At 43.6% G+C, this 24,506-nt stretch carries 18 protein-coding genes and 1 pseudogene; 5 read left to right on the top strand and 14 right to left on the bottom strand.

What is annotated here, in order from left to right:
* Positions 1-1,639 precede the first annotated feature (1,639 nt).
* On the bottom strand, positions 1,640-1,801 hold the full coding sequence (locus PODO_RS31145) for a hypothetical protein (protein ID WP_155288140.1): 162 nt from the start codon (positions 1,799-1,801) through the stop codon (positions 1,640-1,642).
* Between the two features lie 194 nt (positions 1,802-1,995).
* On the opposite strand from PODO_RS31145, the gene PODO_RS16905 reads away from it, so the two are divergent.
* Positions 1,996-2,883 carry a fructose bisphosphate aldolase gene (locus PODO_RS16905; RefSeq protein ID WP_036688071.1) on the top strand — a complete coding sequence of 296 codons (888 nt, stop codon included), beginning with the start codon at positions 1,996-1,998 and terminating at the stop codon, positions 2,881-2,883.
* 380 nt (positions 2,884-3,263) lie between these two features.
* Here PODO_RS16905 and PODO_RS16910 read toward each other — a convergent pair whose 3' ends face one another.
* The 3 genes from PODO_RS16910 to PODO_RS16920 form a co-directional block, all read right to left on the bottom strand.
* The gene (locus PODO_RS16910; RefSeq protein WP_036688073.1) at positions 3,264-3,626 is read right to left on the bottom strand and encodes a DUF1304 domain-containing protein; all 363 of its coding nucleotides are present in this window, start codon (positions 3,624-3,626) and stop codon (positions 3,264-3,266) included.
* Between the two features lie 160 nt (positions 3,627-3,786).
* A complete protein-coding gene (locus tag PODO_RS16915) occupies positions 3,787-4,620 on the bottom strand; it encodes a hypothetical protein (RefSeq protein ID WP_038571664.1) in 834 nt (277 codons plus the stop codon).
* Between the two features lie 92 nt (positions 4,621-4,712).
* Positions 4,713-6,296 carry a glycoside hydrolase family 43 protein gene (locus PODO_RS16920; RefSeq protein ID WP_038571667.1) on the bottom strand — a complete coding sequence of 528 codons (1,584 nt, stop codon included), beginning with the start codon at positions 6,294-6,296 and terminating at the stop codon, positions 4,713-4,715.
* Positions 6,297-6,417: 121 nt separating this feature from the next.
* On the opposite strand from PODO_RS16920, the gene PODO_RS16925 reads away from it, so the two are divergent.
* On the top strand, positions 6,418-7,275 hold the full coding sequence (locus PODO_RS16925) for an AraC family transcriptional regulator (protein ID WP_051491556.1): 858 nt from the start codon (positions 6,418-6,420) through the stop codon (positions 7,273-7,275).
* Between the two features lie 7 nt (positions 7,276-7,282).
* Here PODO_RS16925 and PODO_RS16930 read toward each other — a convergent pair whose 3' ends face one another.
* Positions 7,283-8,737: a glycosyl hydrolase family 28 protein gene (locus tag PODO_RS16930; RefSeq protein ID WP_038571670.1), complete on the bottom strand. Its 1,455-nt coding sequence runs from the start codon at positions 8,735-8,737 to the stop codon at positions 7,283-7,285.
* A 212-nt stretch (positions 8,738-8,949) separates the two neighbouring features.
* Here PODO_RS16930 and PODO_RS16935 point away from each other — a divergent pair, with 212 nt between their 5' ends.
* The gene (locus PODO_RS16935) at positions 8,950-10,056 is read left to right on the top strand and encodes a glycoside hydrolase family 88 protein (protein ID WP_052097098.1); all 1,107 of its coding nucleotides are present in this window, start codon (positions 8,950-8,952) and stop codon (positions 10,054-10,056) included.
* 63 nt (positions 10,057-10,119) lie between these two features.
* On the opposite strand, the gene PODO_RS31965 is transcribed toward PODO_RS16935, so the two are convergent.
* The 8 genes and pseudogenes from PODO_RS31965 to PODO_RS16975 all read right to left on the bottom strand — a co-directional run.
* Positions 10,120-11,181, bottom strand: coding sequence for a glycoside hydrolase family 76 protein (locus PODO_RS31965; protein WP_038571673.1), 1,062 nt, complete (start codon positions 11,179-11,181; stop codon positions 10,120-10,122).
* 12 nt (positions 11,182-11,193) lie between these two features.
* Positions 11,194-12,249 (bottom strand): glycoside hydrolase family 76 protein, encoded by a 1,056-nt coding sequence (locus PODO_RS31970; RefSeq protein ID WP_038571676.1) that lies wholly within the window; start codon positions 12,247-12,249, stop codon positions 11,194-11,196.
* 33 nt (positions 12,250-12,282) lie between these two features.
* Entirely contained in the window at positions 12,283-13,170 is an 888-nt protein-coding gene (locus PODO_RS16950; protein ID WP_038571680.1) for a carbohydrate ABC transporter permease, read from the bottom strand.
* Positions 13,171-13,203: 33 nt separating this feature from the next.
* Complete coding sequence (locus PODO_RS16955; RefSeq protein WP_036688088.1) at positions 13,204-14,091, bottom strand: carbohydrate ABC transporter permease; 888 nt, start codon at positions 14,089-14,091, stop codon at positions 13,204-13,206.
* Positions 14,092-14,155: 64 nt separating this feature from the next.
* The gene (locus PODO_RS16960) at positions 14,156-15,460 is read right to left on the bottom strand and encodes an ABC transporter substrate-binding protein (protein ID WP_036688089.1); all 1,305 of its coding nucleotides are present in this window, start codon (positions 15,458-15,460) and stop codon (positions 14,156-14,158) included.
* A 44-nt stretch (positions 15,461-15,504) separates the two neighbouring features.
* Positions 15,505-16,770, bottom strand: coding sequence for a glycoside hydrolase family 125 protein (locus PODO_RS16965; protein WP_038571683.1), 1,266 nt, complete (start codon positions 16,768-16,770; stop codon positions 15,505-15,507).
* A 245-nt stretch (positions 16,771-17,015) separates the two neighbouring features.
* Entirely contained in the window at positions 17,016-18,200 is a 1,185-nt protein-coding gene (locus PODO_RS16970) for a GntR family transcriptional regulator (protein WP_038571686.1), read from the bottom strand.
* 209 nt (positions 18,201-18,409) lie between these two features.
* Positions 18,410-18,553: pseudogene (locus tag PODO_RS16975) on the bottom strand (VOC family protein); the annotation flags it as partial.
* 230 nt (positions 18,554-18,783) lie between these two features.
* Here PODO_RS16975 and PODO_RS16980 point away from each other — a divergent pair.
* On the top strand, positions 18,784-20,478 hold the full coding sequence (locus tag PODO_RS16980; RefSeq protein ID WP_036688094.1) for a M3 family oligoendopeptidase: 1,695 nt from the start codon (positions 18,784-18,786) through the stop codon (positions 20,476-20,478).
* A 77-nt stretch (positions 20,479-20,555) separates the two neighbouring features.
* Here PODO_RS16980 and PODO_RS16985 read toward each other — a convergent pair whose 3' ends face one another.
* A complete protein-coding gene (locus PODO_RS16985) occupies positions 20,556-23,309 on the bottom strand; it encodes a glycoside hydrolase family 2 protein (RefSeq protein ID WP_038571688.1) in 2,754 nt (917 codons plus the stop codon).
* A gap of 143 nt (positions 23,310-23,452) precedes the next feature.
* On the opposite strand from PODO_RS16985, the gene PODO_RS16990 reads away from it, so the two are divergent.
* A complete protein-coding gene (locus PODO_RS16990) occupies positions 23,453-24,385 on the top strand; it encodes an ArsR/SmtB family transcription factor (protein ID WP_235219558.1) in 933 nt (310 codons plus the stop codon).
* Positions 24,386-24,506: the final 121 nt, after the last annotated feature.

Genomic DNA, 24,506 nt, shown 5'->3' on the forward strand with positions numbered 1-24,506 from the left:
GATTTAAAATTCTTCATACAAAGCTGTTTATAACATGATCAAAATTCCCAGTCGCCTAAATGTGATCATCCTTCCACTGTGTTTCAAACTAACTTTAAGTAATTGACTGGATTGGTCTGGCGCGCCTCGAAGAAGACTATGCGATTTGATTCCAAGTTTGGGAATTAAGCATAAAAAGTGACTACTTCGAGGAATATTATCAGAGAATACTTCGAAGGAATTTTCACTCAGCATTTCGGAATGACTTGGAGTCTCCCAAGAGGACAATATGTTGTAAAGAGTACCTTTGGGAACGAGTTGAGGTTTGCTAGGTGAACCCTGTGAATGTCTTGAAGTTTGCTAGGTGTGCGCTTTGGGGGATCACTTTAAAGTTCGCATAGAGCGTCTTTAGTTTCTGCTTGGAGTAACATTTATGTTTGCCCGCATCTCCGACTGCTGCGAGATCGGACCTAACAAGACCTTATTCGTCGATTCTCACTCGTCTGCGTTGGCTGCATGTCCACACTATGGAGGGGACGGACTCAGGTGGCCTCAAACGTCGATTCGTTCTCATCAACCGAGGCTGTATGCCCACACTAACTATGGGTTCGGACTCAGGTGACATTATACGTCGATGCTTACTCATCTGCCGAGGCTTTATCTCCACACCATGTATGGTCCGGACTCAGGAGACGCTATTTCGCAGATTTAGGTCATTTCGCCATACTATCGGACTCAGATGCAGCTATTCGACCAAATGTACGCCTCTTTGGAGCAAAAACTTGGCAATAAGAGCTATGCGGTCCGATACTCCTGAAAAATGCTCCAAAAACACCAAATAGCTGCAATACAGTCCGTTACGGCGTGTATTATCGTCAATAGTGGCTAGTCGGACTTAGTTGACCTCAAACGTCGATTCGCACGCGTCTGCCGAGGCTTTATCTCCACACCATGTATGGTCCGGACTCAGGAGACGCTATTTCACAGATTTTGGTCATTTCGCCATACTATCGGACTCAGATGCAGCTATTCGACCAAATGTACGCCTCTTTGGAGCAAGAACTTGCCAATAAGAGCTATGCGGTCCGAAACTTCTGAAAAATGTTCCAATAACACTAAATAGCTGCAATACAGTCCGTTACAGTGTGTATTATCGTCAATCTTGGCTAGTCCGGACTCAGATGACCTCAAACGTCGATTCGTACTCTTCAGTTGAGGCTTTATGTCCACACTAACTATGGGTTCGGACTCAGATGACGCTATACGTCGATCTTAATCGTCTGCTGAGGCTACCGTCCTCGCCATCGAAAGTCCGGACTCAGGAGACGCTATTTCGCAGATTTAGCCCATTTCGCCATGCTATCGGACCCAGATGCAGCTATTCGACCAAATATACTCTTCTTTGGAGCAAAAACTTGGCAATAAGAGCTTTGCGGTCCGATACTCCTGAAAAATGCTCCAAAAACACTAAATAGCTGCAATACAGTCCGTTACGGTGTGTATTATCGTCAATCTTGGCTAGTCCGGACTCAGATGACGCTATATGTCGATTCTTAATCGTCTGCTGAGGCTACTCGTCCTCGCCATCGACGGTCCGGACTCAGGAGACGCTATTTCGCAGATTTAGGCCATGTTGCCCTGCTATCGGACTCGGATGCAGCTATTCGACCAAATCCACTCTTCTTTGGAGCAAAAACTTGGCAATAAGAGCTTTGCGGTCCGATACTTCTGAATAATGCTCCAAAAACACCAAATAGCTGCAATACAGTCCGAACGATGATGTAGTATCGTCTATCTTGGCTAATCCGGACTCAGGTGACATTACGCGTAGATACCTCGTCATCCCCATGGATCAATCAGATCCGGAAGTCCTTATATCGCAGATTCAAATCCCCTCACAATAGACTAGTTACCAGCCGAGTTTACAATACCATTTGTTTAGAGCCGCTACATTAAGTGTTATAGTTAATGAACATAAGAATTTTCATTCAGTTCACGAAAGGAAGGAGAATTTTCATGAATATGGAGCAATGGGAACGAATTCGGACGGGACAGGGATTTATAGCTGCCTTGGATCAAAGTGGTGGCAGTACACCAAAAGCGCTGCTGCAATATGGTGTTGCAGAGGACAGTTACTCTAATGAAGATCAAATGTATGGGTTGGTTCACGAGATGAGAACGCGCATTATCAAGAGCCCTGCATTTGATTCTAAGCATATACTGGGTGCAATCTTATTTGAGAACACAATGGATCGTTCTATAGACGGTCAATATACTGCCGATTTTCTATGGGAGAAAAAAGGTATTGTGCCTTTCCTGAAAATCGATAAAGGGCTTGCCGACCCTGAGGACGGAGTACAACTAATGAAGCCTATTCCCGGCTTGAATGATCTTCTGAAGCGGGCCAACGAACGTAACATCTTCGGTACAAAAATGCGCTCGGTGATTAAAGAGGCTAACCCTGCCGGTATAAAAAAGGTGGTAGAACAGCAGTTTGAAATCGGCAAGCAGATTTTAGCAGCGGGACTCGTTCCTATTATCGAACCGGAAGTTGATATCCACACTGCTGATAAAACAGCTTCAGAGAAGCTGCTAAAAGAAGAACTATCGGCCCAATTGTCTACGCTGGGCAAAGACGTGAAGGTCATGCTTAAGCTCTCCATTCCAACGGAGAATAATTTCTACCGCGAATTAATGGATGATCCTCACGTTTTGCGAATTGTCGCTTTATCAGGCGGTTACACACAAGCAGAAGCAAACGATAAGCTCGCCCATAATCAAGGGCTGATTGCCAGCTTCTCACGTGCGTTATCGCAGGGACTAAGCGCTGGACAATCAGAAGAAGAGTTTAACGCGCTCCTCTCCAAATCTGTAGAAGCGATTTATACAGCATCTATTAAATAAGATCCTCATTTAACCAGCACATAAAAAGAGCTGTTTCCCGACAGGTGATCCCTGCTGGGAAGCAGCTCTTTTTTATGATAAGGTTTTACTTTTAAAGTCTAGAACTTTCAGATTAAACGCCATTTCGTCTACTCTTTCAGCCCACACAAGCATGCAATAGGTTTGCTAAAGTCCCCCTTTCATCTTATCTAAAGGCCGCACCTTTACCTAAAACATATTAATCTACCACTTCTTTGCTGTTTCTTTAGTACACCTATTCATAATTTCTGCATTTAAATCAGCGCATATCCTTTCCCAATAATTTCTTGATCTTACGCAAAAAAGGGCTCCACCACGCATGTACGCGAGGTAGAAACCTAATCGATTACTTCTAAGTTATCTTAAATCGAAACCACGAGGATTAATGCAACTAAGGCTGGAAGACCTTGCATAAACAAAATAGACTTTTTCACCGTCAGTCCGCCATATAATGCCGCCACAATAACTGTTGCCAAGAAGAAGATTTCAATTTGATGGCCGAAATTTACATTCGGATGAACCAATCCCCAAATTAAACCTGCCGCCAAAAATCCATTGTATAACCCTTGATTCGCGGCCAGAGTTTTAGAAGCATCCGCAACTTCCTGTGTCATTCCAAAAACTCGAAGCCCTTTTGGCTTTGACCAAGCGAACATTTCTAAATAAACAATATAGATATGTATTAACGCAACAACACCGACCATAATATTAGCTACCCATACCATCAAAATAACCACCTTTATTTAATTTGTGTACAATTTAATTGTATCATACCAAAGTTAAAAAGTGTATACATAATCCCATAAACAATTCGAAACTAAAAAAGAATAGCCATAATCTTCAAAAAAAGACTATCGCTATTCCATACGTAATGTTTATGAAATTCTAAAATATTTTTGCAGCAATATAAACGGTCACGCTATTGTAAAAACCATAGTGAGAGCCATTGCTCCAGACGAAATTGCTAGGATCTGAAATTGCTGTGTTTTGAGAAGGTTGATGTCCATGTTTCTCTGACCATAAACCTGAGCTATTTTGAAGCATGAAGTGGTAATCAACGTTATCCTCAGGAATATCGACTTTACCATTCCCATTTGAGTCGATCCACCCCACTCTAAGTGCAATGCGATGTTCATCGGAATTAATCGCTGCAGTTCGGCCCGGAAGTATCCGCCAACCCGGCTTAAAATATAAAGGATTCGTATTGCCATCTTGAACCACAAGACCAGCAGTATAATACACATTAGTAAAATAGGCAGGATCTCTGACATTTGAGACCCCGTCTCCATCACCAGGGTTGATTGCCCCTGGAAATCTTAAGGCATAACCATAACAGTTAATTCCATAGCTATTTTCGGCTGTATACGGCCATGCATGACCATAAGCGGAAGATAGGGTTGCTTGCGGAGAATCTGGTTCAAAAGTAGGTGTTATTAGCTCCGGTGCCAACAATTCATTATTTATAAGGTTGTCATCTGCTGGGGGCACAAAGCTTGAAGACTCTTTGAGTTCTCCAACAGTAGTAACATTTCCTTGTGTGTCCACAATAATCGTATCGTCGCCTTTCCATTCTCCAACCCAAGCCTTTTCCGGTCCAGAAGTTTGGACTTCTTTCAAATTACTCACGTCGACGTCGATGGATGCGGCCATTGCAGCAGAGGACAGGGCCAGATTCAGCAAGAGTGTGCAGGTTAGTGCGACTTTATAAGTCTTTTTCAAAATCACAAACATCCCTTTCTATGTAAGATAAGTAAAAATTAACATTTTATCCTAAAATAGAATATGAAGAATGTTATGGTTTTTTCGAACACCTATAAAGCTTTATATTCAAAATAGTCAAAATAAGCCGGCTTCGCTTGCTGATCCAAATCCTGAGCACATACCCCGACATAGGAACCGGTAAAGCCGAGCTTACCGCCATATTCATCCGAAAGCGTGCCAAAATCTAAGGGAGTACAGACAGCTGTCCAATTCACCCCATCTGGAGAGGCATAAAACAACAGATCACGTCCATGAATTTCCGCCTTTAGATAATAACGATCCCAATTCTTCACAGATAGCTGCATAGAGGAAATCTCATCGTATTTGCCACCTCTACACAGCACAACGCCCAAACTAGTTCCACGGATCTCATCTGCGGTAACACGCAAATAATAGTAATCACTGTCATCATAATAGAGGACTAATCCAGCCATTTGCAGGAAGCTATCCGGCTCGAATTCCAGACAGGTTGTCGCTGAGCATTCAAAATGTTGAATCGGCCGGGCAATTAAGCTCTGATCATGCAGTGAAGCTAACGACTCTCTACCGCGCAGACGAAGAAACCCTGGGCGTTCCTTCAAGCTAACCCAAGATTCATCAAAGGGCACACGCAAGCTTTGGTATGGAAATCCAAGAACCTCTCCATCAAAATCATCTCTGTTTGGCAGCTCCTCAAAAGTGAATATAGGCAGTTCAGGAGCCACTGTCTCCAATGCAGGCAGCTTCCCTCCGTGGGCCAATCGCAACCAGCCATCCTCTGTCCATTCACAGCGTTGAATAGCAGTTTCCCGGCCTAACGGATTCATCGTTGACGTTCCCGGAATCGGACGTGTGCATAAATGTGCCATGTACCAGTCCCCATTCTGAGTCTCTACGAGCGATCCATGACCTGCTTGCTGAAACGGGTAGGTCAGATCATGCGCCGTGGTCATAATCGGGAAATCCGGATCAGTCTCATAAGGACCTGTGAGGCTTCGGCTTCTAGCTAAGGTAACCATATGGTTGATGCCGGTGCCCCCTTCAGCTGTCAGTAAGTAATAGTACCCATCCTTCTGGTACAATTGCGGACCTTCGGTCACTCCGATAGGTGTCCCTTTATAAATTTCATGGATAGGTCCCGTTAATTTGCCAGTCTCCGGGTCATATTCCTGCATAATGATGCCAGAGAAGTTATTGTGATTTTTACGGAAATCCCAACGCATATTAAGCAGCCATTTGGTCCCGTCCAGATCATGGAACAAAAATGGATCAAACCCGCTGCCATTAAGTCTAACCGGCTCACTCCACGGACCCATGATATCAGTCGCTGTAATTAAATAGTTATGCAGATCTTTATATACACTTTTGCGAGATTTCACATCTGTAAATAGCAGATAGAACACGCCTTGATCATAAGAAAGCGCTGGTGCCCAAATGGAACCAGAACTTACGTTACCACGCAGATCTACTTGTGAGGCTTCTGTCAGAACACGTGAAATGGAATACCAATGGACTAGATCCTTGGAATGATGGATTTCTACACCTGGAAACCATTCAAAAGTAGATGTTGCGATATAATAATCATCCCCTACTCTAATAAAAGACGGATCTGGATGAAAACCTGCCAACACCGGATTAACAATTTTTCGCGTCATAATGTTACCCTCCACTACCGGATTTTTCATAGTTTAACGTATTTATTGTATCGCTTTCATAATAATTAAAGTTATAATGGGATATAAGAAAATGTTTATATTTTGTCATCTTGGAGGGCCTATGAAGCAGCTGTTCGAACCTGTTGTTTTTGAAGAACACAAGACCTTGATTTGGGATTATAAAATATATACCGACGACTATTACAAAGGTTATTATCACTGGCATCAATGCTGCGAAGTCATGTTCGTGTATGGCGGACAGGGAAACGTTGTTGTGAATCAGCAGATGTACGATATTCGCAGGGGAATGTTATTCTTTTTCCAGCCCTATCAGCTGCACCGGATCTATTCTGAGGTTTCTCCCGAGTGTCCTTTTGAACGAACCATCTTCTACATTGATCCACATGTTGCTGAGCACCTGCTGGAGGGTTTTGCGAAAAGAAAGGCTTTATTCACAGCGCTTTGGCAAGGAAAAAATACACATTGTGCCTTTGATCTTAAGGACCACGTTGAGTCTGTGGAGTGGATTCTGGAGCATTATAATCACAATAAAAAAGTCAGTCTGACTGAGGATACCGAAGACATTTCACTGTTAATTCTTCAATTATTGAGCAGTATAGGAACTGAAGATCAGCATGTATTCCAATCAGGAGAACGGCGAACCTTGCGCTATTCTGAGAAAATCATGAGTTTTATCGAAGAGCATTATCATGAGGAGGTTAATCTGGATCAGTTGGCTGAGGAGATTCACTTGTCCAAATCCTATATCTCCAGAATCTTTCATCAGGAAACCGGAGGAAGGCTTGTTGATTATCTGACTGCCCGCCGGATCAAACAGGCCTGCCGCTTGTTAGGAACGACAGACCTGCCTGTGGAGCAAATCGGAATCACTGTTGGTTTTCCAAATGCCTCTTATTTCAATCAACTGTTCAAAAGAGTCCTAGGGACGACTCCATTAAAATATAGAAAAAGTAATTAGATCTAATCTACACAACCGTATTTTTTTCAGTAACGAAGAGTATATTTTTAGCAAAATGATTAATATCTATCAGCTCTGGGCGGGGGGCGTCCATCAGTTCACCATTGATCCTTAAATTGACAAAGGTCACATTTTCAACAGCTCTCTCTTCGTCATATCCATAAATTCGTGAAGGGTTCGCCCTCCCGCTATAGCTGATGTCTCGAAATGTAATGTCCCGGATGCTTGTCCCCGGCTCTGGATTGTAGTCCTTATTATAGACCACTCGCACATCAATTAGCTGCCCCTGCTCAATACGTTCCACACGTATATTTTCATATAGAACATTACACACCTTATTTCGATCCCCGGCATTAATCGCCAGTGCCCCCCAATAATTCTCTTGCGGTTCGTGATGATTCAAGATATCAATATTCGCAAAAACAATAGACTCAATTACGTCACCATTCCGTTCATGGTCACCATGAGTGCCAATCATCAATGGATGAGCAACATCCGCCCACAGAATAGAATCATGAACGCTAATATTGCGGGTATCCCCATAAAAATCCCATCTTGAGCCATAGATAGCAATACAATCATCAGAATTACGCATAAAAACATCCCGGATTCTAATCTCAGAACTAGACATGATATCAATGCCATCAGACCAACCGCGAGTGCTAAACGATTTGAAATTATCAATCACAATCTGCTCAGACTGCCCGATGAAAATGCTATAATGTGGCGGATCAATCACGGTAATACCTTCCACATTTATAGATCGTGAAAAAACAATTCGTATCCCTCGAAAGGCCGAGAATCGATGAAAATCCGCAAGATAAATTACACCGCGACCACGAATGGATACATCATGAACTCCCTCGCATACCAAGGAACCTACAAGCACAGAACCTCCGGCAAGATACACCGTGGTTTCCGAAGGGACCGGCAATACTGTTTCTTCTATATAATGTGTGCCCGGGGCGAAATAAAGCACCTTCCTCTTTTCACGAGGATCAGCAGCGGCATTTTCCAGCAGACGTAAAAGATCAGGTTTCCGGTGTATACCCGGTTGGACTACTAGGACATTAGCATCCTCTGGTTGAGGGGCATCCTTCTCCTTAGGGTTAGCAAATAAATGCAGATTCCGAAAAATATCACCGTTGATCTCAATCGATAACTTTTGCGGACCCGTTAGCTTAAACAAAATGGTATTTCCATGATGTTCGTAAGTGACCTCTCGCGAAGCCGGAGCAATGTTCACACAATCAATCTCCGTATAAAGACAGGTGACTTCAACTTCTACTGTACCTTCCAGATCAAAATAAGCCATGGATGCAGGACGTACCTCATGCATATCTACCTTAACCTCGTAAATAAACAAGCTATGCCATTCTCCTTCAGGCTGCCGTACTCTGACCTTATAATCCTCACGTCCCGGGAAATCTTTAGGTGCTTTATATACTTGTAAATCATCCACTTTACCATCCTCCTGTTCATTTAGATTGTATCGCTTCTAACACCGATAAAGTTTTAATGTGTTATGCAGAAATGTTTGTATTTTGTCAGGTATAGATTAAAAGCCTGTTACAACATGACAATAATCAAACATTTCCTTATATCAAAACACAACTTTCCTGAGCTTTAGAAAGCTATACTCATAACATCCTAAATACACTGGAGGCAGTAACAATGACAAACCCTTATTGGCAAGAGATCATGGGTAGACTCGATACAAAAGTAGAACGTATGATAGAGCAAATCGGTGATAAGTGCCCGCATTTCGCCGGAAAAGATGGCAAATTTGATGATATCGGTTCAGACTGGTGGACTACAGGGTTCTGGCCTGGACTCCTCTGGATCATGCATGATATGACCGGAAAAGACCTTTACAAGGAGGCCGCTTGGCATTGGGACGGTACCTTGGAGGAATGGTTTATTAAACCAACGGTTGAGATGCATCACGATGTGGGATTCCAATTCCTACCGACAGCTGTAATCAAACATACAATTACAGGTGACGAAGATGCCCTGCGCAGAGGAATTGAAGCGGCGAATTTCCTCGCTGCCCGCTATAATCCTGTAGGCAAATTCATCCGCGCATGGAATGAAGATAAATACGGCTGGGTAATTATCGACTGTATGTTAAATATCTCCCTGCTGTTCTGGGCCAGCAAAGTGACAGGTGATCCCCGCTATAAGCATATTGCAATTAACCACGCCGAGACGACGATGCAATATGGCATACGTGAGGATGGATCCACCAAACATATTATTTCTTTTGATGCAGAGACAGGTGCTTATATTGAGAATTTTGGCGGTCAAGGCTACTCGGCTGAATCCTCTTGGAGCCGTGGAACGGCTTGGGGACTGTACGGCTTCATCAATACTTATCGCCACACTGGAGATGAACGTTTCCTGAACACTGCTAAACGGATCGCACATTATTTCATCTCTGCTTTACCCGAGGATCAAGTCCCTTTTTGGGATTTCCGCCTAGAGGATGACACACGGATGTTTCGAGATAGCTCTGCAGCCTCTATAGCCGCTTCAGGATTATCAGAGCTTGCAGATATCGTACCATTAGGCGAAAAAAGTCTATATGCAAATGCAGCGGAGCGAATTCTGCGCTCACTGACTGAAAATTACGCAACCTGGGAGCAGCCGGAGCATGAAGCGATTTTATTGCACGGAACTGGCAGTGGCGATTCCTTCATTGATGTATCCCTGATCTATGGAGACTACTATTATATTGAGGCTATCGCTAAATTAAATGGCTGGAAGCATCGAATCTTCTAATTGTAGATAGTTATTCAAACAACAAAAAGACACCTCTCTTGAGGTGTCTTTATATTTTATATGCTACTCGTTCGCCAGTGCCGCCGCACCCTCCAGCAGCATCAAGCCGCTGAGTTGAATGCTCAGCTGAACCGGAAGCTCCGGTTTCACTTCCCACGATGAACTGCACAGACCCAGTTGTTTATCCAGACCTTTTTCCCATAACTGCATTGCATTGGCCAATACGACCTCGCGAATACGGATATTTTCAGGAGATTCTTTACAGAGCTGAACCAAATAACGAATCAGAATACCCTTGAACAAACCCGTATCATCAATGCCTTCATCAGGCAGTATCAGATTAACCGGATCACATAACCGATCAATACAAGTATTAGCCGTTCGATTCGCATCTTCTAAGTAATGAACATTACCCGTATTCTTGTAAAGCTCTAGGCCAGCGCCTAGAAACACTCCCTGACAGTACGTAAACTCCCAATCGTAATCGATCTGGCCATCCCCGCGTCTATTCATCCCATCCCACACAAAACCAGTCGCAGAATCCACTAAATATGTCTTGTTCCATTCATAGATACGGAATGCCCACTCCAGATCCTCTTGCTTATGAAAAAGTTCATATAACCGGGCTGCAAGGATAACGGCAGGTGCATTGGCAGGAGTGTTTTTATAATCGAGCTGATCCTTCTTCCACGCCAGACCTCCACCCAACTGTTCATTCCAAGCCGTCTTAATATCCTCCCATAGATCAAGCACAGCACTTAAATAGGCTTCATATCCTGTAACCCGATAAGCACGCAGCAACGCCAATGCTGTCCATTCTATATCATCATAGTAATTATGCCTGAAAGTCCCCCCGTTATAAGCTTGCAGACTTTGACTTAGCTCCTTAATTCTCAAGGAATACACAGGATCTCCACTACGCTCATAACCATCTACTAAAATATCAATGACATGAGCCTGCCACCAATAATAAAAGTTTTCCCCCGCAACGTTGTACTCTCTGGGATACCATTGGTTCATGATCCCAGTCTCAGCATTATAATAATTACGTAGTAGACATTGTTGGAACCACTCGGACTTTTCCTGCCAACTGACCCCTTCTATGGCTTCCTTTGCTTGTGTCATTAAGAACTCACCTCAAACCTGTTCCTTAGTTAATTCAGCCATCTTCTCCAGCAGCTTGATCGCACTAAGCTGGGAGCTGAGCTGAATTACACCAGCAGTGGACGAAGTCCAATCTGTGCCAAACAACACTGTGTCCTCTGACTTTCCTTGTTCCCAGAGACATTCTGCATTCGCACGCAGGAAATCAACAGCATCAACTGCTGCAGAATCAGCTTTAACCCATTCAGCTGTATAGCGAATCAGGATCCCTTTAAACAGTCCCGCATCACCATTCCCTTCATCTGGCAGCACACCTCCCTGAGAGTCAGCAAGTTCATGTGCTGCGGCGGCAAAGGTTAGGTGAGCATCTTCTAAATATTCTTGCTCTTTAGTAATACGGTACAGTTCAACTGCTGCGCCAATGAAGACGCCTTGATTGTAGGAGTATTTCCAATCCTTATCGATCTGGCCATTGCCAGTGCGATTCATGCCATCCCATACAAAACCCGTTGCCGGATCTACCAGATGCTCTTTTTGCCATCTGTATATTTTTAACGCCCATTCAAGATTGCTAGCTTCACCAAAAGCTTGATATAAGCGTGCCGCAAGTATAGCTGCCGGTGCGTTGGCTGGTGTATTTTTATAATCCAACTGTGACTTCTGCCAAGCAATCCCACCGCCCATATGCTCGTTCCAGCCTGTCTGAATGTCATTCCATAAAAGAAGGGCTGTATCTTTATAACCTTCCACTCCTGTTGCTTGATATGCACGAAGCCACGCGAGAGCCATCCATTCCATATCATCATACAACTCGTTTGGCCATACTCCACCATTTCGCTGAAGCAGACCTTCATGAAGTGCGGAAAGCCTTTCGGCATACCAGTTCTCTCTAGTCCGCTGTAGTCCATCTACCAATACATCCACAGCATGAGCCATCCACCAATAATGAAAAATCGTGTTGCATTCTCCATTTGGACAAGGTGTTTCTATATTGTACATTTTGATCGCTTCATTCCAGAAGAATGAATCCAGCGCAGCTTGTGCTTGATTCGCCCGTACCTCCCAAATCCCTATCTCCAATTGGTTCATATAGACTCTCTCCCTGGTTCGATTTTTGTTGCATTAACCCTTAATACCACTAAAGGCTATTCCCTGTACAAAATAACGCTGAAGCGCTAAAAACAACACCAATATCGGCAAGATCGCTACTAGCGCACCAGCCATCATTGGACCGTAGTCTGTTTGAAAATTATAAGAAAAAGCTTGAAGTCCCATTTGAATCGTTGCTTTGTTGGGATCATTCAGCACAATCATTGGCCATAAGAAACTGTTCCAGCCCGCTTGGAAGGTAAAGATACTTAAAGTAGCCAACGCTGGTTTAGTCAACGGCAAATAAATCCGCCAAAATATTTTAAACTCTCCACAGCCTTCGATCCGGGCCATTTCCATCATGTCACTAGGCAAGGTGAGAAAGAATTGCCGCATAAAGAACACAGCAAAGGTTCCTGAAGCACCCGGAAGAATAATCCCCCAGAATGAGTTCATCAGCCCGTTACCCCCGCTACCAAAAATATCATTGCCTCCAAAAAGAGGAATATGGCGCATAACATAAACCGTGGGGATCATCGTCACAATGCCTGGTATCATCATCGCCGCAAGCAGCACGCGGAATATTGGCTTATTGAGCTTAAAATTCAACTTTGCAAACGCGTATCCACTGATGGAACCAAAGAACAGATTCGCCAGTACACCCGCTACTGCAAGTACAAGCGAATTCCAGAAATAGAGCGCAAACGGAACCGTAGTAAATGCCTTACGATAGTGTTCTAAGGTCAAATGTGAAGGAAACCACCGGATGGGCATGGCGAATATCTCTTCGTCAGGCTTCAAGGATGTAAGAACACTCCAATAAAAAGGTAGAAACATTACGATGGCAATAACAATGCACACTATATAATAGATAGTTTTACTTAAGCTTCTTTTTAATAACGAACTTCCGCTAGTATCCATACCTCTATCCCCCTTCTGCATGGCAAGCCCGGCTTATACAATGGACTCCTCCGCCTTTGTGATCCGCATGTTTATAAGTGAGAATATGAGAATCGCCACAGCAAGCACAAATGCTTGTGCAGACGCATACCCCATTTGCAATTGATTAAAGCCCTGCTGATAGATCAGATAAACCGGGGTCTTTGTCATATTCGCCGGACCACCCTGCGTCAGCACAAAAGCTTGGTCGAACAACTGCAACGCACCAATGATTGACATCGTACTGACAAGAAAGGTCGTTGGTCGCAGCTGCGGCCAAGTAATAAACCGGAAACAAGCCAGCTTATTAGCACCGTCCAGCCGTGCAGATTCGTACAAATAGTCAGGCACGCCTTGCAGACCTGCCAAGTAGATAATCATATTAGAACCTACCGACTGCCAGAGGGTAAGCATAATAATGGACAACATCGCCGTTCGTGTCTCGGATAACCAAGCCGGACCTGTAATCCCAACATAAGACAACAATCCGTTAACCAAACCAAATTCAGGATGCAAAAGCCAGATCCATACCGTAGCTGCAGCAACAGCGGATGTAAGGGTAGGCAGATAATTCAGTGTGCGGAACAACTTTACCCCACGCCAGGATCGACTAAGTAGAATCCCGAGGAGAAGCGAAATCAGAATATTAAATGGAACGAAAATGATGGAATACAGAAATACATTTCGGAATGTTTTCCATAACAAACTGTCCTCTATCAAACGGCGATAGTTATCAAAACCGATCCAATCGTTTCTACTAAGTACATCGTAGTTGGTAAAGCTTAAATATAGCGCCATTACCACGGGGATGACCGTGAAAACTGTAAACAGCAATACCGTGGGTGTAATAAACAGATAAGCCGTCCGCGCCTGATGTTTCTCTAGCTTTCTGATGGAAGCCATTTCAGCTACCCCCTCCTAAGCAAAAGGGAGGCGAAACCTCCCTTCACTTCAAATGTCTTACTTATTACTTCACTACTTCATTATCCTTCAGCATTTTGTCGCCCTCTTCTTGTGATTTCTTTAAGGTCTCATCAATGCTCATCTTGTTTTGCTGGTTAAGCTGCAAATTAGGGGCCAAAGCATCAGTCTCCATCACGGAATAACCAGGGTGGTTCGGACGAACCTTAGCGAACTCCAGCGTTTCCAGAAACGGCTGCCACTTTGGATCATCCTTGAAAAATGGATCTTCCATCGATGGCTTATAACCCGGCAGATTTAGACTCGTCTTAGCCCAGAGCAACGCGTTATCCTTGTTCGCTGTCCACCATTTGATGAACTCCCATGCCTCTTCTTTATGTTTGGAGCCTTCTGGAATCACTAGACCAAATCCACCCATGACACTGCCTTTATCACCATTTGGTCCGGCCGGAGGAGGAACGATTCCATAATCCAGATCTTTACCATATTTGTTATAGGTGCTGAGCATCCACGGACCGGAATACAGCATAGCCACTTTACCTGTGACAAAAGCATCTTGCCCTTCACCAAGTCCAAGTTCGAACCCTACTTTATATACCTTATCCTTGTTCATCAATCGATCCCAGAACTCAAGCACTTGCTTGCCCTGCTCATTATTAAAATTGGTCTTTCCATCTTCTGTAAGCATGGTGCCGCCAGCCTGTTGGAGATACATATTAAAAAGTCCCAAATCCCCCATAGAAAAACCTGCGGTCTCCAATTTATTTCCATTCCATTTGGTTAGCTTCGTAGCCGCTGCCTCTAGTTCATCCCAAGTTGTTGGAGGCTGAAGTCCAGCCTCTGCGAGCAGCTTCTTATTATAGAAAAGAGCACGTGCATCTACCGTAAGCGGCAGCCCATATAATTTGTCATCGTATGAAAGCTCCCGTAGCGATTCGCTGTAAAAATCATCTTCGGAAATGCCGTCACGCGTTAAGTATTCATCTACCGGATGCAGTACATTTTTCGGAGCATACAGTGAAGTTCTCCAACGGTCCCAAAACAGTACATCAGGAGTGCCGCCATTGGTCGCAGAAGTTAGGAATTTCGTAATCATATCCTGTTGCAGCACATATTTTACGTGAATTTTATCCTGCGATTTATTAAAAGCATCCACCATGGTCTCGAATTGCTTCTGCCCCTCACCGCCCCAATCTCCCCAGAAGGTAAGCTCTGTCTTTTTCCCGGTACTGCTCCCAGCTTTGCTTGTGTTTCCGGTCTCTTTGTCCGCAGATCCGTTATTACCACCGCAGCCCGCAGCAAGTGTAGTAGTCATTACCAAAACAATGGAGGTAACCAGCCATTTTTTCATGTTCTCTATCCCCTTTAGAGTCGATTATAAAAACCTTGTTGGTCTCAACCGCGCTTAATTTGCCTACCACAGCGCATGAGTACAAGCTCACAGAACATCATGTTTGCCCAAGAGAACCATGGACGTGTAAATTCATCAGGATTATCCACATGAAACCCTTCATGCATAAATCCAGTTCCAGCATCCGTCTTCTCCAGCAGATGAAGTAAGACCTCCTGTTCCTCTATGCTGACAGATGTCATTCCCTGTATCGCTAAAGCTATGGGCCAGATATACCGATTTGGCGTATGCGGACTTCCAATGCCAGCAGCCGCTTTTCCAGCGAAAAAATAGGGATTAGTGCTACTTAAAATAAGTTCACGGGTATTTTTATAGATAGGATCATCAGCAGTCACATAACCCAAATAAGGGATGGAGAGAAGACTCGGTACATTTGCATCATCCATAATATTCACCTGTCCCAGACCATCTACTTCATAGGCATAGACCGTCCCAAACTCTGGATGTTCTACAATTCCATACTCACTTATTCCCTTATTGAGCTGGTCAGATAGTTTCCTAGCTTTCTTTTCCAGCTCCTGATCACCTAAAATCTCACGGGCAATTTCACACACATATCGTAAAACAACCACCGCGAACATATTGGCTGGAACCAAATACCCATATTCACAGGCATCGTCACTAGGACGAAATCCAGACCAAGTCATTCCGGTATAAGCCGTCAACGTCCCTTTGCCTTCTCGAGCTAACGTATCCGTGGGCGGACAGTTCATCCGTTGAAAAAGATATTTTGAATCGCGCTCATGGTTCTGTTCGGTAGTCCATAATGTTATGATTCTTTCTATGCCCGTTACAAATGACTCATTAAACTGACTTGTGCGACCCGAATTCTTCCAGAGCAGATAACTCAGTTGGATTGGATAACATAACGAATCAATTTCATATTTTCTTTCCCAGACTCCCGGGCTCATCTCTGTCAGATCCTCTTGGTGACCATGCCCACTTTCTTCTTCATTGAATGCGTTAGCATAAGGATCAAGCAGGATGTAAGTAAATTGTCTACGTACAAGTCCCTCAATCATGTCTGCAATTTCTTCATCTTCGGAGGCAAGGATTAGGAAAGGTCTGACCTGTGCGGCGGAATCCCGTAGCCACATCGCTGGAATATCCCCGGTAATAACAAAAGTGCTTCCGTTTGGCATTCGTTTTAAGGTTGTGTTCCAGGTGTTAGCCATACATTTCTCGAACATGTCGGCTAATTTCGGACGATCACTCAGCTGTGCTTTTACGCTAGATGCCAGTTTTTGCATCGACTCGGGTATTTCTCTAGTTGCTTTCAGTTATAATACCCCCTTTTTCTTTTGAGCTTTGAAGCGCTTTCATTGATTAGTATATTGTCATGTAATTGGTATGTCAATATGTTTATTTATTATAATAATATATCAATACATCTATAAAGATAAATATATTTCTAAAATAAATAAAAAAACCCATCCATAAAGATAGGTTTTCATAACAACTAATATATGTTTAATTTGGATAATAACCCAAATTTCTATTTAGAGATGGATTGTTTAGCAGAGCTTGTTGATTCACCAGAAATCAACTCAGCTTCCAGCATTATCTTATTGGACACACTTTGCCCGTTCATAATTCGCAATACATTTTCTACTGCGAGTCGCCCCATCTCTTCTTCATTTTGCCGTAAATGGGTAAATGCATAACCCGAACCGAGTGGAGTTGGCGGACTATCAAAGCAAATGATCGAAATATCTTCTGGAATCCGTAGCCCAAGTCGTTGGACCGCAGTTCTAGCCAGCAGCGCAATATTATATTCCACAGCAAAAAGCGCTGTTATTGTTGGATTCTTTTGCAAATGAGAAATAAGCCGTGAAATGTCATGTTCAATATTCTCATCGTTGAAGGAATCCGGTAGTGTTGAGGTCAAATCGCTGACCCACAATCCCTTGTCTACAGCTACCCCCCGCTCCGCATGCGCTTGAATAAATCCTTCTACCCGCTCTTCAAGAGCTGTGGTATCCGCTGGAGGTGGAGAGAGAAAGGAGATGTGAGTATGCCCGAGATCAAATAAATACTCCGTACCTTTGAGTGCAGCCTGCATATTATCAGTACTGATCGATGCTGCTGCCACTCCTTTTAAATGGCGATCTACCAGAACTAGCGGGAAGCGCCCTATCACCAATTTTAGAATCTCAGCATTAAAAAATTCGCCTTGAGCCGGAAAAATGATCAGACCATCTACACCTAAGCTGAGCAACTTCTGAATAGACTTCTCTTCGTTCTCCGGGACCCCAAAGGTTCTTCTTAAAACCAGAAAACAATCATTATCACGTGAAGCCTGCTCCATGCCATAAATCAAGCCTGTGCCATAGCTGTTGCCAAAGTCGGTAATAACCAGACCGATCGTCTTTTCCTCATGGTTAAAGGAATTGAAAACAGTTCCGTCGGAGACCGTCCCCGGAGATATCGCTGATTCCATGTAATCGACTGCTGGATCAGCCACAAATGAACCTCTTCCAGGTTTTCTCACAATTAATTGTTCCGCGGCGAGCATTTCCAGAGCTTTTTTACTCGTAATCCGACTAACATTATAGGCTTCAGCCAGTTCTTTCTCAGAGGGAACCCGTTCGCCTTGTCCATAAGATTTATTAAGGATAAGTTGCTTCACTTCATCAAATATTTTTTCATACATCGGTTTGGATGATGTTGTCTCACTCATGACTTTCGTTATCTCCTGACTCTAATTTTTTCATCTTATACATAATAATATATCATGATATATTAAGTTTGTCGACATTTGTGCTGCTGCTGCAAAAAAAGAGGGAGGAAGGATGTATGGTGTAAAGTGGAAAAATACAAATATTCATATATAAACAGAGATAACCCGTATTCAGCGAATGCGGGTTAAATAAAGGCTAAGTAATCGATAAGCTGTTGAAAGGCAACTGCTCCATGTTCAAATTCGTTCCCAATGATCCCTTTGGTCGGGAATCCTAATCCATCCTTGTAAAAAATAAAAGCCTTCTCCAGATCGTCCACACCTAGTGTTATTACTGTAATCCGGGGTTTCATCTATATCGAGCCTCCTATTTTCGTTTCATTACATTGTACGGATGCGCTCATAAATTGCATTTTTACTATATTCTTAGATAATATCAAACCGTATTTCATCTAACAAGTTTTTACACTTTTGTCCATTTGTTCTTTTTTTATTCAAAAACAGCTAACACAGGTCTATCGTAAATTGCTGTTCAGAATATATAATAGAGACTATCTGGTATAGAAAGGAAGTTGAATAGTTAATGAAATTTAATGATTATCGCTATGAGCGCCCGGATGTAGAGAAGTTCAAACAGGATTTTAACAACCTGCTTAAAGATCTCAATGACACCGAGCCATTAGAAGTGCAAAAGGCTTCCGTTACCGCTATTAACAAGCTTCGCAATGAGTTTGACACGCTGCAGACATTGGTTAGCGTTCGCCATTCGATCAATACAACAGATGAATTCTACAAGGCTGAACAGGAATTCATGGACGAAATTGGGCCTATCGTTCAGGAATACATAACGGACTATTACAAAGCACTCGTCAATTCCAAATACAGAGCCGAATTCGAACAAGAATGGGGCACACAGCTGCTTCAGCTTGCAGAAGTAGCTCTGCGTACTTTTAGTCCAGAAATCATCGAAGATTTACAATTGGAGAACAAACTCTCTACAGAATACGCTCAGCTTATCGCGTCCGCTAAGATTCCATTCGAAGGCGAAGAACGCACACTGACTCAGCTTACTCCTTTTGAATTGTCCACGGACCGTGATATGCGTAAACGTGCTTCACAAGCCAGATATGATTTTATGTCTGAACATGAAAGTGAATTTGATCGAATCTATGACGAGCTAGTTAAAGTCCGTGACCGCATTGCTAAAAAGCTTGGTTACAGCAACTTTGTGGAGCTAGGTTATGACCGGATGATGCGGACCGATTATAACGCCGACATGGTAGCCAACTTCCGCAAACAAGTTCTGGAGCATATCGTACCCGTCTCCCAACAGCTTAAGAAACGGCAGACTGAACGTCTAGGCCTGGATGCCTTGAAATTTTATGACGAGAACTTCAGCTTCAAGACTGGCAACGCCACTCCTAAAGGAGATCCTGACTGGATTGTAGCTAACGGATCAAAGATGTACAAAGAGCTCTCTCCGGAAACTGATGAATTTTTTACTTTTATGTTGGATAACAATCTAGTGGATTTAGTAAGTAAAAAAGGAAAGCAAGGCGGCGGCTATTGTACTTACTTCAGCCAATACCAGGCACCTTTTATTTTCTCGAATTTCAATGGAACCTCAGGGGATATTGATGTCTTGACCCATGAAGTGGGGCATGCCTTCCAGGTGTATGAAAGCCGAAATATTAATGTACCCGAATATGCTTTTCCTACTTATGAAGCCTGTGAGATCCATTCCATGAGCATGGAGTTTTTTGCTTGGCCATGGATGGAATTGTTCTTTGAAGAGGATGCAGACAAATACCGTTTCAATCATTTGGCAGATAGCCTTCAGTTTATTCCTTACGGAGTTACTGTAGATGAATTCCAGCATTTTGTTTACAGCAATCCTGAAGCAACCCCTGCTGAACGTAAGCAAGCATGGCGAGAAATCGAGAAAAAATATTTGCCGCACCGCAATTATGAAGGTAATGCTTATCTGGAACAGGGTGGATTTTGGCATAAGCAAGGCCATATCTTCGCTTCCCCGTTCTATTACATTGACTATACACTAGCACAGCTATGTGCCTTCCAGTTCTGGAAACGCTCAAATGAAGATTTCAAATCCGCTTGGAGTGATTATTTGGAGTTATGTCAAGCCGGAGGAAGCAAATCCTTTATCAAGCTAGTTGAACTTGCGGGCCTGACTTCACCTTTTGAAGATGGCTGCATTAGCTCGGTCATTGGGGAGATTGAAAGCTGGTTAAACAGCATTAATGATAAAGAACTTTAATAATACCTTGCAGTACCGATAAAAAAGCAATCCCTGCTTCTTAGCTGGGATTGCTTTTTTTTGCACATCGAGGTTATTTAGCGATAACGAATCAACAAGTCCAGTGGATAACGACCTGCATTACGGCCATACAAAGCTAGCCCGCCGTCCTCTGCTTGCAGCTCCAAACGAAAAACACGATTGCGATCCAGCTTCGCTGCTAACTGCCCCGGTACACTTGCCTTGCATAGGTAGCCGTAAGATCCAGCCTCATCCAGCTTATTCGCTATTGGCTGATAATGCCAAGACAAAATCCCTCTGCTATCAGCCGGATCATCCGGTAAATAGAAAGAACCAATCCGCTGCCCATCCACCAGAACGTTCACTCGGGAAGGATGACGCTCTTCATCCGTCATATAATACGTATTCGGATTATATTCCACCCTCGCATCTGCCCCATGCATAAGATCAAGGCCCATATCATTAAGCTTCGTACCTTCAACATGCCGCGCCAGCAATCGTTTAGCACTTGCTTCGAACATGATCTCAATCTCACCAATCATCGATTTATCTGCTGCATCTGGCAGTGTAACCTCATATACATAATGACCTTGCCCAGCACCATTAATCTTAGATCCTTGGATAGCATCCCATTGATGCTTAAAGTTATGTTCGGTATAAGCTCCCACTGGAATTTTTATAAATTCTCCTTCACCTTTAAACAATACAGTGTTATTACCGCCTCTTACATCGAAAGTAATGAAATTCCGCGTGATCACTTCACCCTTCTCATTAATCAGAGAAACAGCAAGTATTGCAGCCGCCTCCTGACCAGGCATTGTAATGTTCAAAGAAGGAAGTATAGTGTTTCCAAAGTTATCCCATTTCACAGACATATGTCCACTTTGCGCAGTGACCCGAATCCCCAAATTGTCGTACCACAGTTCCCATTTCAGCTTCAAATTATGACCGTGATAGCTGTCCGCGAAGCTGGAACCTAGCAAAGGTACTTTAACACTCTGCCCTGCTTCTACTGTCTGGCATGGAGGAGCATCTATCACGATAAAATCTGGGGAATGCAGATCCGCAATCGTCATCCCGGGAACAAAATCCCCATATCCAAAATCCTTATCGCTCCCGTCTAGCCGGTAATAACCATTGAACTCATTCGTAACATCACGGAATTCTGTAAATACGAATCCACATAGCTTATCATGCCGCCGGAATTCATTCATCATATAGCGGTAATGCCATGCCAAATCACTGTCCCCTGCACCACCTTCGATCCCCCACACGTTGCCGCATTCGCTGTTCATTAGAGGTGCATCAGACTGTACGTTGCCGCCAATACAGTTAAACTCCGACCCTGGGAATGTTTTATCTACAACCTCATTCATGTGGGCTTGCAGCTGCTCGTAACCATTAATGTAAAAGTGCCATGTATTAATATCCGATTCCACATGATCATAATTACAAGGCGAGTTATCCTCAACAATTCTAGTCGGATCAAGCTGCTTCGCCCAGCGATATTTCTCCCGCACCCATTCCTGTGTCTCTTTAAGATAACTACTCTGCTGCTGTACATCACTTGTGAGGCCAGCCTTCTGAGCATCTGTCTTCAAACCCCAGGTCTCATTGAACATAACCCACGAAAAAATAGATGGATGATTATAATCTCGTTCAATCACCTCAAGGGCTTCACTCTCATAGGAGGCTCTGGCTTTGTCATCTGGATTACCCCAGAAACAAGGCATATCTTCCATAACAAGAATGCCAAGCTTATCCGCCCAATACAGCTTACGGGGTTCTTCGGGCTTGATATGAATTCGCACCATGTTTAGTCCCAAACGTTTCATTAGATAAATTTCATCCCGCATGTCTTCATCCGTTGGATAGGTGAAATAACCTGTCTTGTGATAGGACTGATCAAGAGTGCCGTTCAAATATATCGGCTTGCCATTTAAGGTGATCCACCGATAATCACGATCGTCAAAGCGGGCAGTCTGAATTTCGCGAATTCCGAAATAAGTGCTGACTGTATCTGTACCAAACGATCCACTAAGCTGCAGTTCACCTTCGTATAAATAAGGAGTTTCTGGACTCCACAAATGCGGATTGGGAATATCGATAGACAGCTTACATTCGTTCTCCCCTGCTATAAGCTGCAGCTTCTCTGTATGAACAACGGAATGATCAGCGAATTGCAGCGTAAAATCTGCCGAACCCGTTTCATGCGAATTTATTCTTGTAGTTATAATCACCTGTCCATCTATACTGGTCACAAACTTTGCATCTTTCATATAAGTTTCGGGGCGTGCTTCAAGCCATACTGGCTGCCAAATTCCACGGATTTCTCCATATCCTTGTTTGCCCCGCGCTTGATAAGCATGATCGGAATCCTCAGCTCTTACGACAATATTATTCTCACTGTTAGCTGCCCAGTAAGGTGTAACATCAAATTCAAATGAACCATATCCACCTTGATGTGAACCTACATGTTCTCCATTTATCCACACATCACATGAATAATCTACTGCCCCAAAACGTAAAAACAATCGTGTTTGTTGGTCGATAGCCTGCCCATTCACGGTGCGTCGATACCAGCCGATTCCTTGTTGATCGCAGCCAATTCCGGATAAGGGACTTACCCAAGAAAAAGGTACAGTGATCATTGAATCGTAAGCGATTTCAGGATTGGAGTACCATAACGCCTTCATACCTTCGTTGTTCGGATCAAAGTTAAATGACCATTGCCCATTCAAATTCATCCATTCCTGACGTTGCCAATGTGGATGAGGGTGTTCAGATCGAGGAATCTCAAGTGTCTCAGAAGCTAATATAGAAGTTGTCATTTGGCGAGCACAGCCTTTCAAAATAAGAAGTTGAGCCCATTTTAGCACCAGTATATTATTTTCGCAATGTTTATTATGATTTTACAATACTCACTCTTCATTGTACAATAACCTCAACCCATCCTAAACGAAAAGGAACAAATATGATGAATGATATTTCACAAGAAACGATACGTTATCCCGCGTCACGCATTTTAGATGTAGCTAAAGCACTGTCTGGTGACGTCCGCGTCCGCATTCTTGAAGCCCTTGGCGAAAAGCCTATGAGTGTCAGTCAATTAGCTGAGACGTTAGGTGTAGCTCAGCCAACCATATCTATCAATGTGCAGACATTAGAACAGGTTAATCTTATCTCGTCTACGCAAGGAGCAAATCGCGAAAAAATCTGTGCGGTTACCTGTCGCTCTATTCATCTCGATCTCCCTTCGAAACTAGGGGATGGCCTGCATCAAACCGAGGAAATACATATGCCCATCGGCATGTTCTCCCGCTGCTCCATACAACCGTCCTGTGGGATGGCTGGAAAAGATGGTGGCGTCATTGGCTCCCAGGATGATCCAAGAGCATTCTACATGCCTGAACGAGTCGATGCCTCACTCTTATGGTTCGCGGAAGCGGGTTATGTCGAATACTATTTTGCCAACCCCCTGCCTCCAGGCGTCGAGTTGGATGAAATCCGCATTTCGGCAGAAGTATGCTCAGAAGCCCCTTCGTTCCGAGAGGATTGGGCCAGTGATATCAGCTTATCCATCAATGACCAGTTAGTCGGGACTTGGACTTGCCCCTCCGATTTCGGTAACCGCAAAGGGAAGCTGACCCCTGAACGTTGGAGAAGTGGAACTGAATATGGAGCTCTTACTACATGGAGTGTCTCTAAATCGGGCAGCAGTTGTAATGGTTCTCTCTCATCTTCCACTACAATCAGCTCTTTAAAGCTGGCGTTTAATGAACCTATTCGTGTACGTTTTGAAATTCGGGAGGATGCACTCAATAAAAGAGGATTAAATCTGTTCGGAAGTGGGTTTGGGGACTATGCCCAGGATATTATACTGGCATTCGTACGACGTCCGCAATGAGGATAGAAAGGCAAGAAGTGCCTCGTAAGAGGATCCAAATGTTCACTAGCTTCAAGAAGAAGATCAACAATGGATACACACTTCCAGCCCTAGCCAGACGTACAACTCTATTTCATACCAG

The organism is Paenibacillus odorifer, assembly GCF_000758725.1.
GTDB lineage: Bacteria > Bacillota > Bacilli > Paenibacillales > Paenibacillaceae > Paenibacillus_AQ > Paenibacillus_AQ odorifer.

What these genes read in the sequence shown, in the direction of transcription:
- PODO_RS31145 (WP_155288140.1), bottom strand. Translation starts at nt 1,801, where the DNA reads ATGTCACCTGAGTCCGGATTAGCCAAGATAGACGATACTACATCATCG.
- PODO_RS16955 (WP_036688088.1), bottom strand. Translation starts at nt 14,091, where the DNA reads ATGGCTTCCATCAGAAAGCTAGAGAAACATCAGGCGCGGACGGCTTAT.
- PODO_RS16910 (WP_036688073.1), bottom strand. Translation starts at nt 3,626, where the DNA reads ATGGTATGGGTAGCTAATATTATGGTCGGTGTTGTTGCGTTAATACAT.
- PODO_RS16965 (WP_038571683.1), bottom strand. Translation starts at nt 16,770, where the DNA reads ATGCAAAAACTGGCATCTAGCGTAAAAGCACAGCTGAGTGATCGTCCG.
- PODO_RS31970 (WP_038571676.1), bottom strand. Translation starts at nt 12,249, where the DNA reads ATGAACCAATTGGAGATAGGGATTTGGGAGGTACGGGCGAATCAAGCA.
- PODO_RS16970 (WP_038571686.1), bottom strand. Translation starts at nt 18,200, where the DNA reads ATGAGTGAGACAACATCATCCAAACCGATGTATGAAAAAATATTTGAT.
- PODO_RS16950 (WP_038571680.1), bottom strand. Translation starts at nt 13,170, where the DNA reads ATGGATACTAGCGGAAGTTCGTTATTAAAAAGAAGCTTAAGTAAAACT.
- PODO_RS16980 (WP_036688094.1), top strand. Translation starts at nt 18,784, where the DNA reads ATGAAATTTAATGATTATCGCTATGAGCGCCCGGATGTAGAGAAGTTC.
- PODO_RS16985 (WP_038571688.1), bottom strand. Translation starts at nt 23,309, where the DNA reads ATGACAACTTCTATATTAGCTTCTGAGACACTTGAGATTCCTCGATCT.
- PODO_RS16935 (WP_052097098.1), top strand. Translation starts at nt 8,950, where the DNA reads ATGACAAACCCTTATTGGCAAGAGATCATGGGTAGACTCGATACAAAA.
- PODO_RS16925 (WP_051491556.1), top strand. Translation starts at nt 6,418, where the DNA reads ATGAAGCAGCTGTTCGAACCTGTTGTTTTTGAAGAACACAAGACCTTG.
- PODO_RS16960 (WP_036688089.1), bottom strand. Translation starts at nt 15,460, where the DNA reads ATGAAAAAATGGCTGGTTACCTCCATTGTTTTGGTAATGACTACTACA.
- PODO_RS31965 (WP_038571673.1), bottom strand. Translation starts at nt 11,181, where the DNA reads ATGACACAAGCAAAGGAAGCCATAGAAGGGGTCAGTTGGCAGGAAAAG.
- PODO_RS16920 (WP_038571667.1), bottom strand. Translation starts at nt 6,296, where the DNA reads ATGACGCGAAAAATTGTTAATCCGGTGTTGGCAGGTTTTCATCCAGAT.
- PODO_RS16905 (WP_036688071.1), top strand. Translation starts at nt 1,996, where the DNA reads ATGAATATGGAGCAATGGGAACGAATTCGGACGGGACAGGGATTTATA.
- PODO_RS16990 (WP_235219558.1), top strand. Translation starts at nt 23,453, where the DNA reads ATGATGAATGATATTTCACAAGAAACGATACGTTATCCCGCGTCACGC.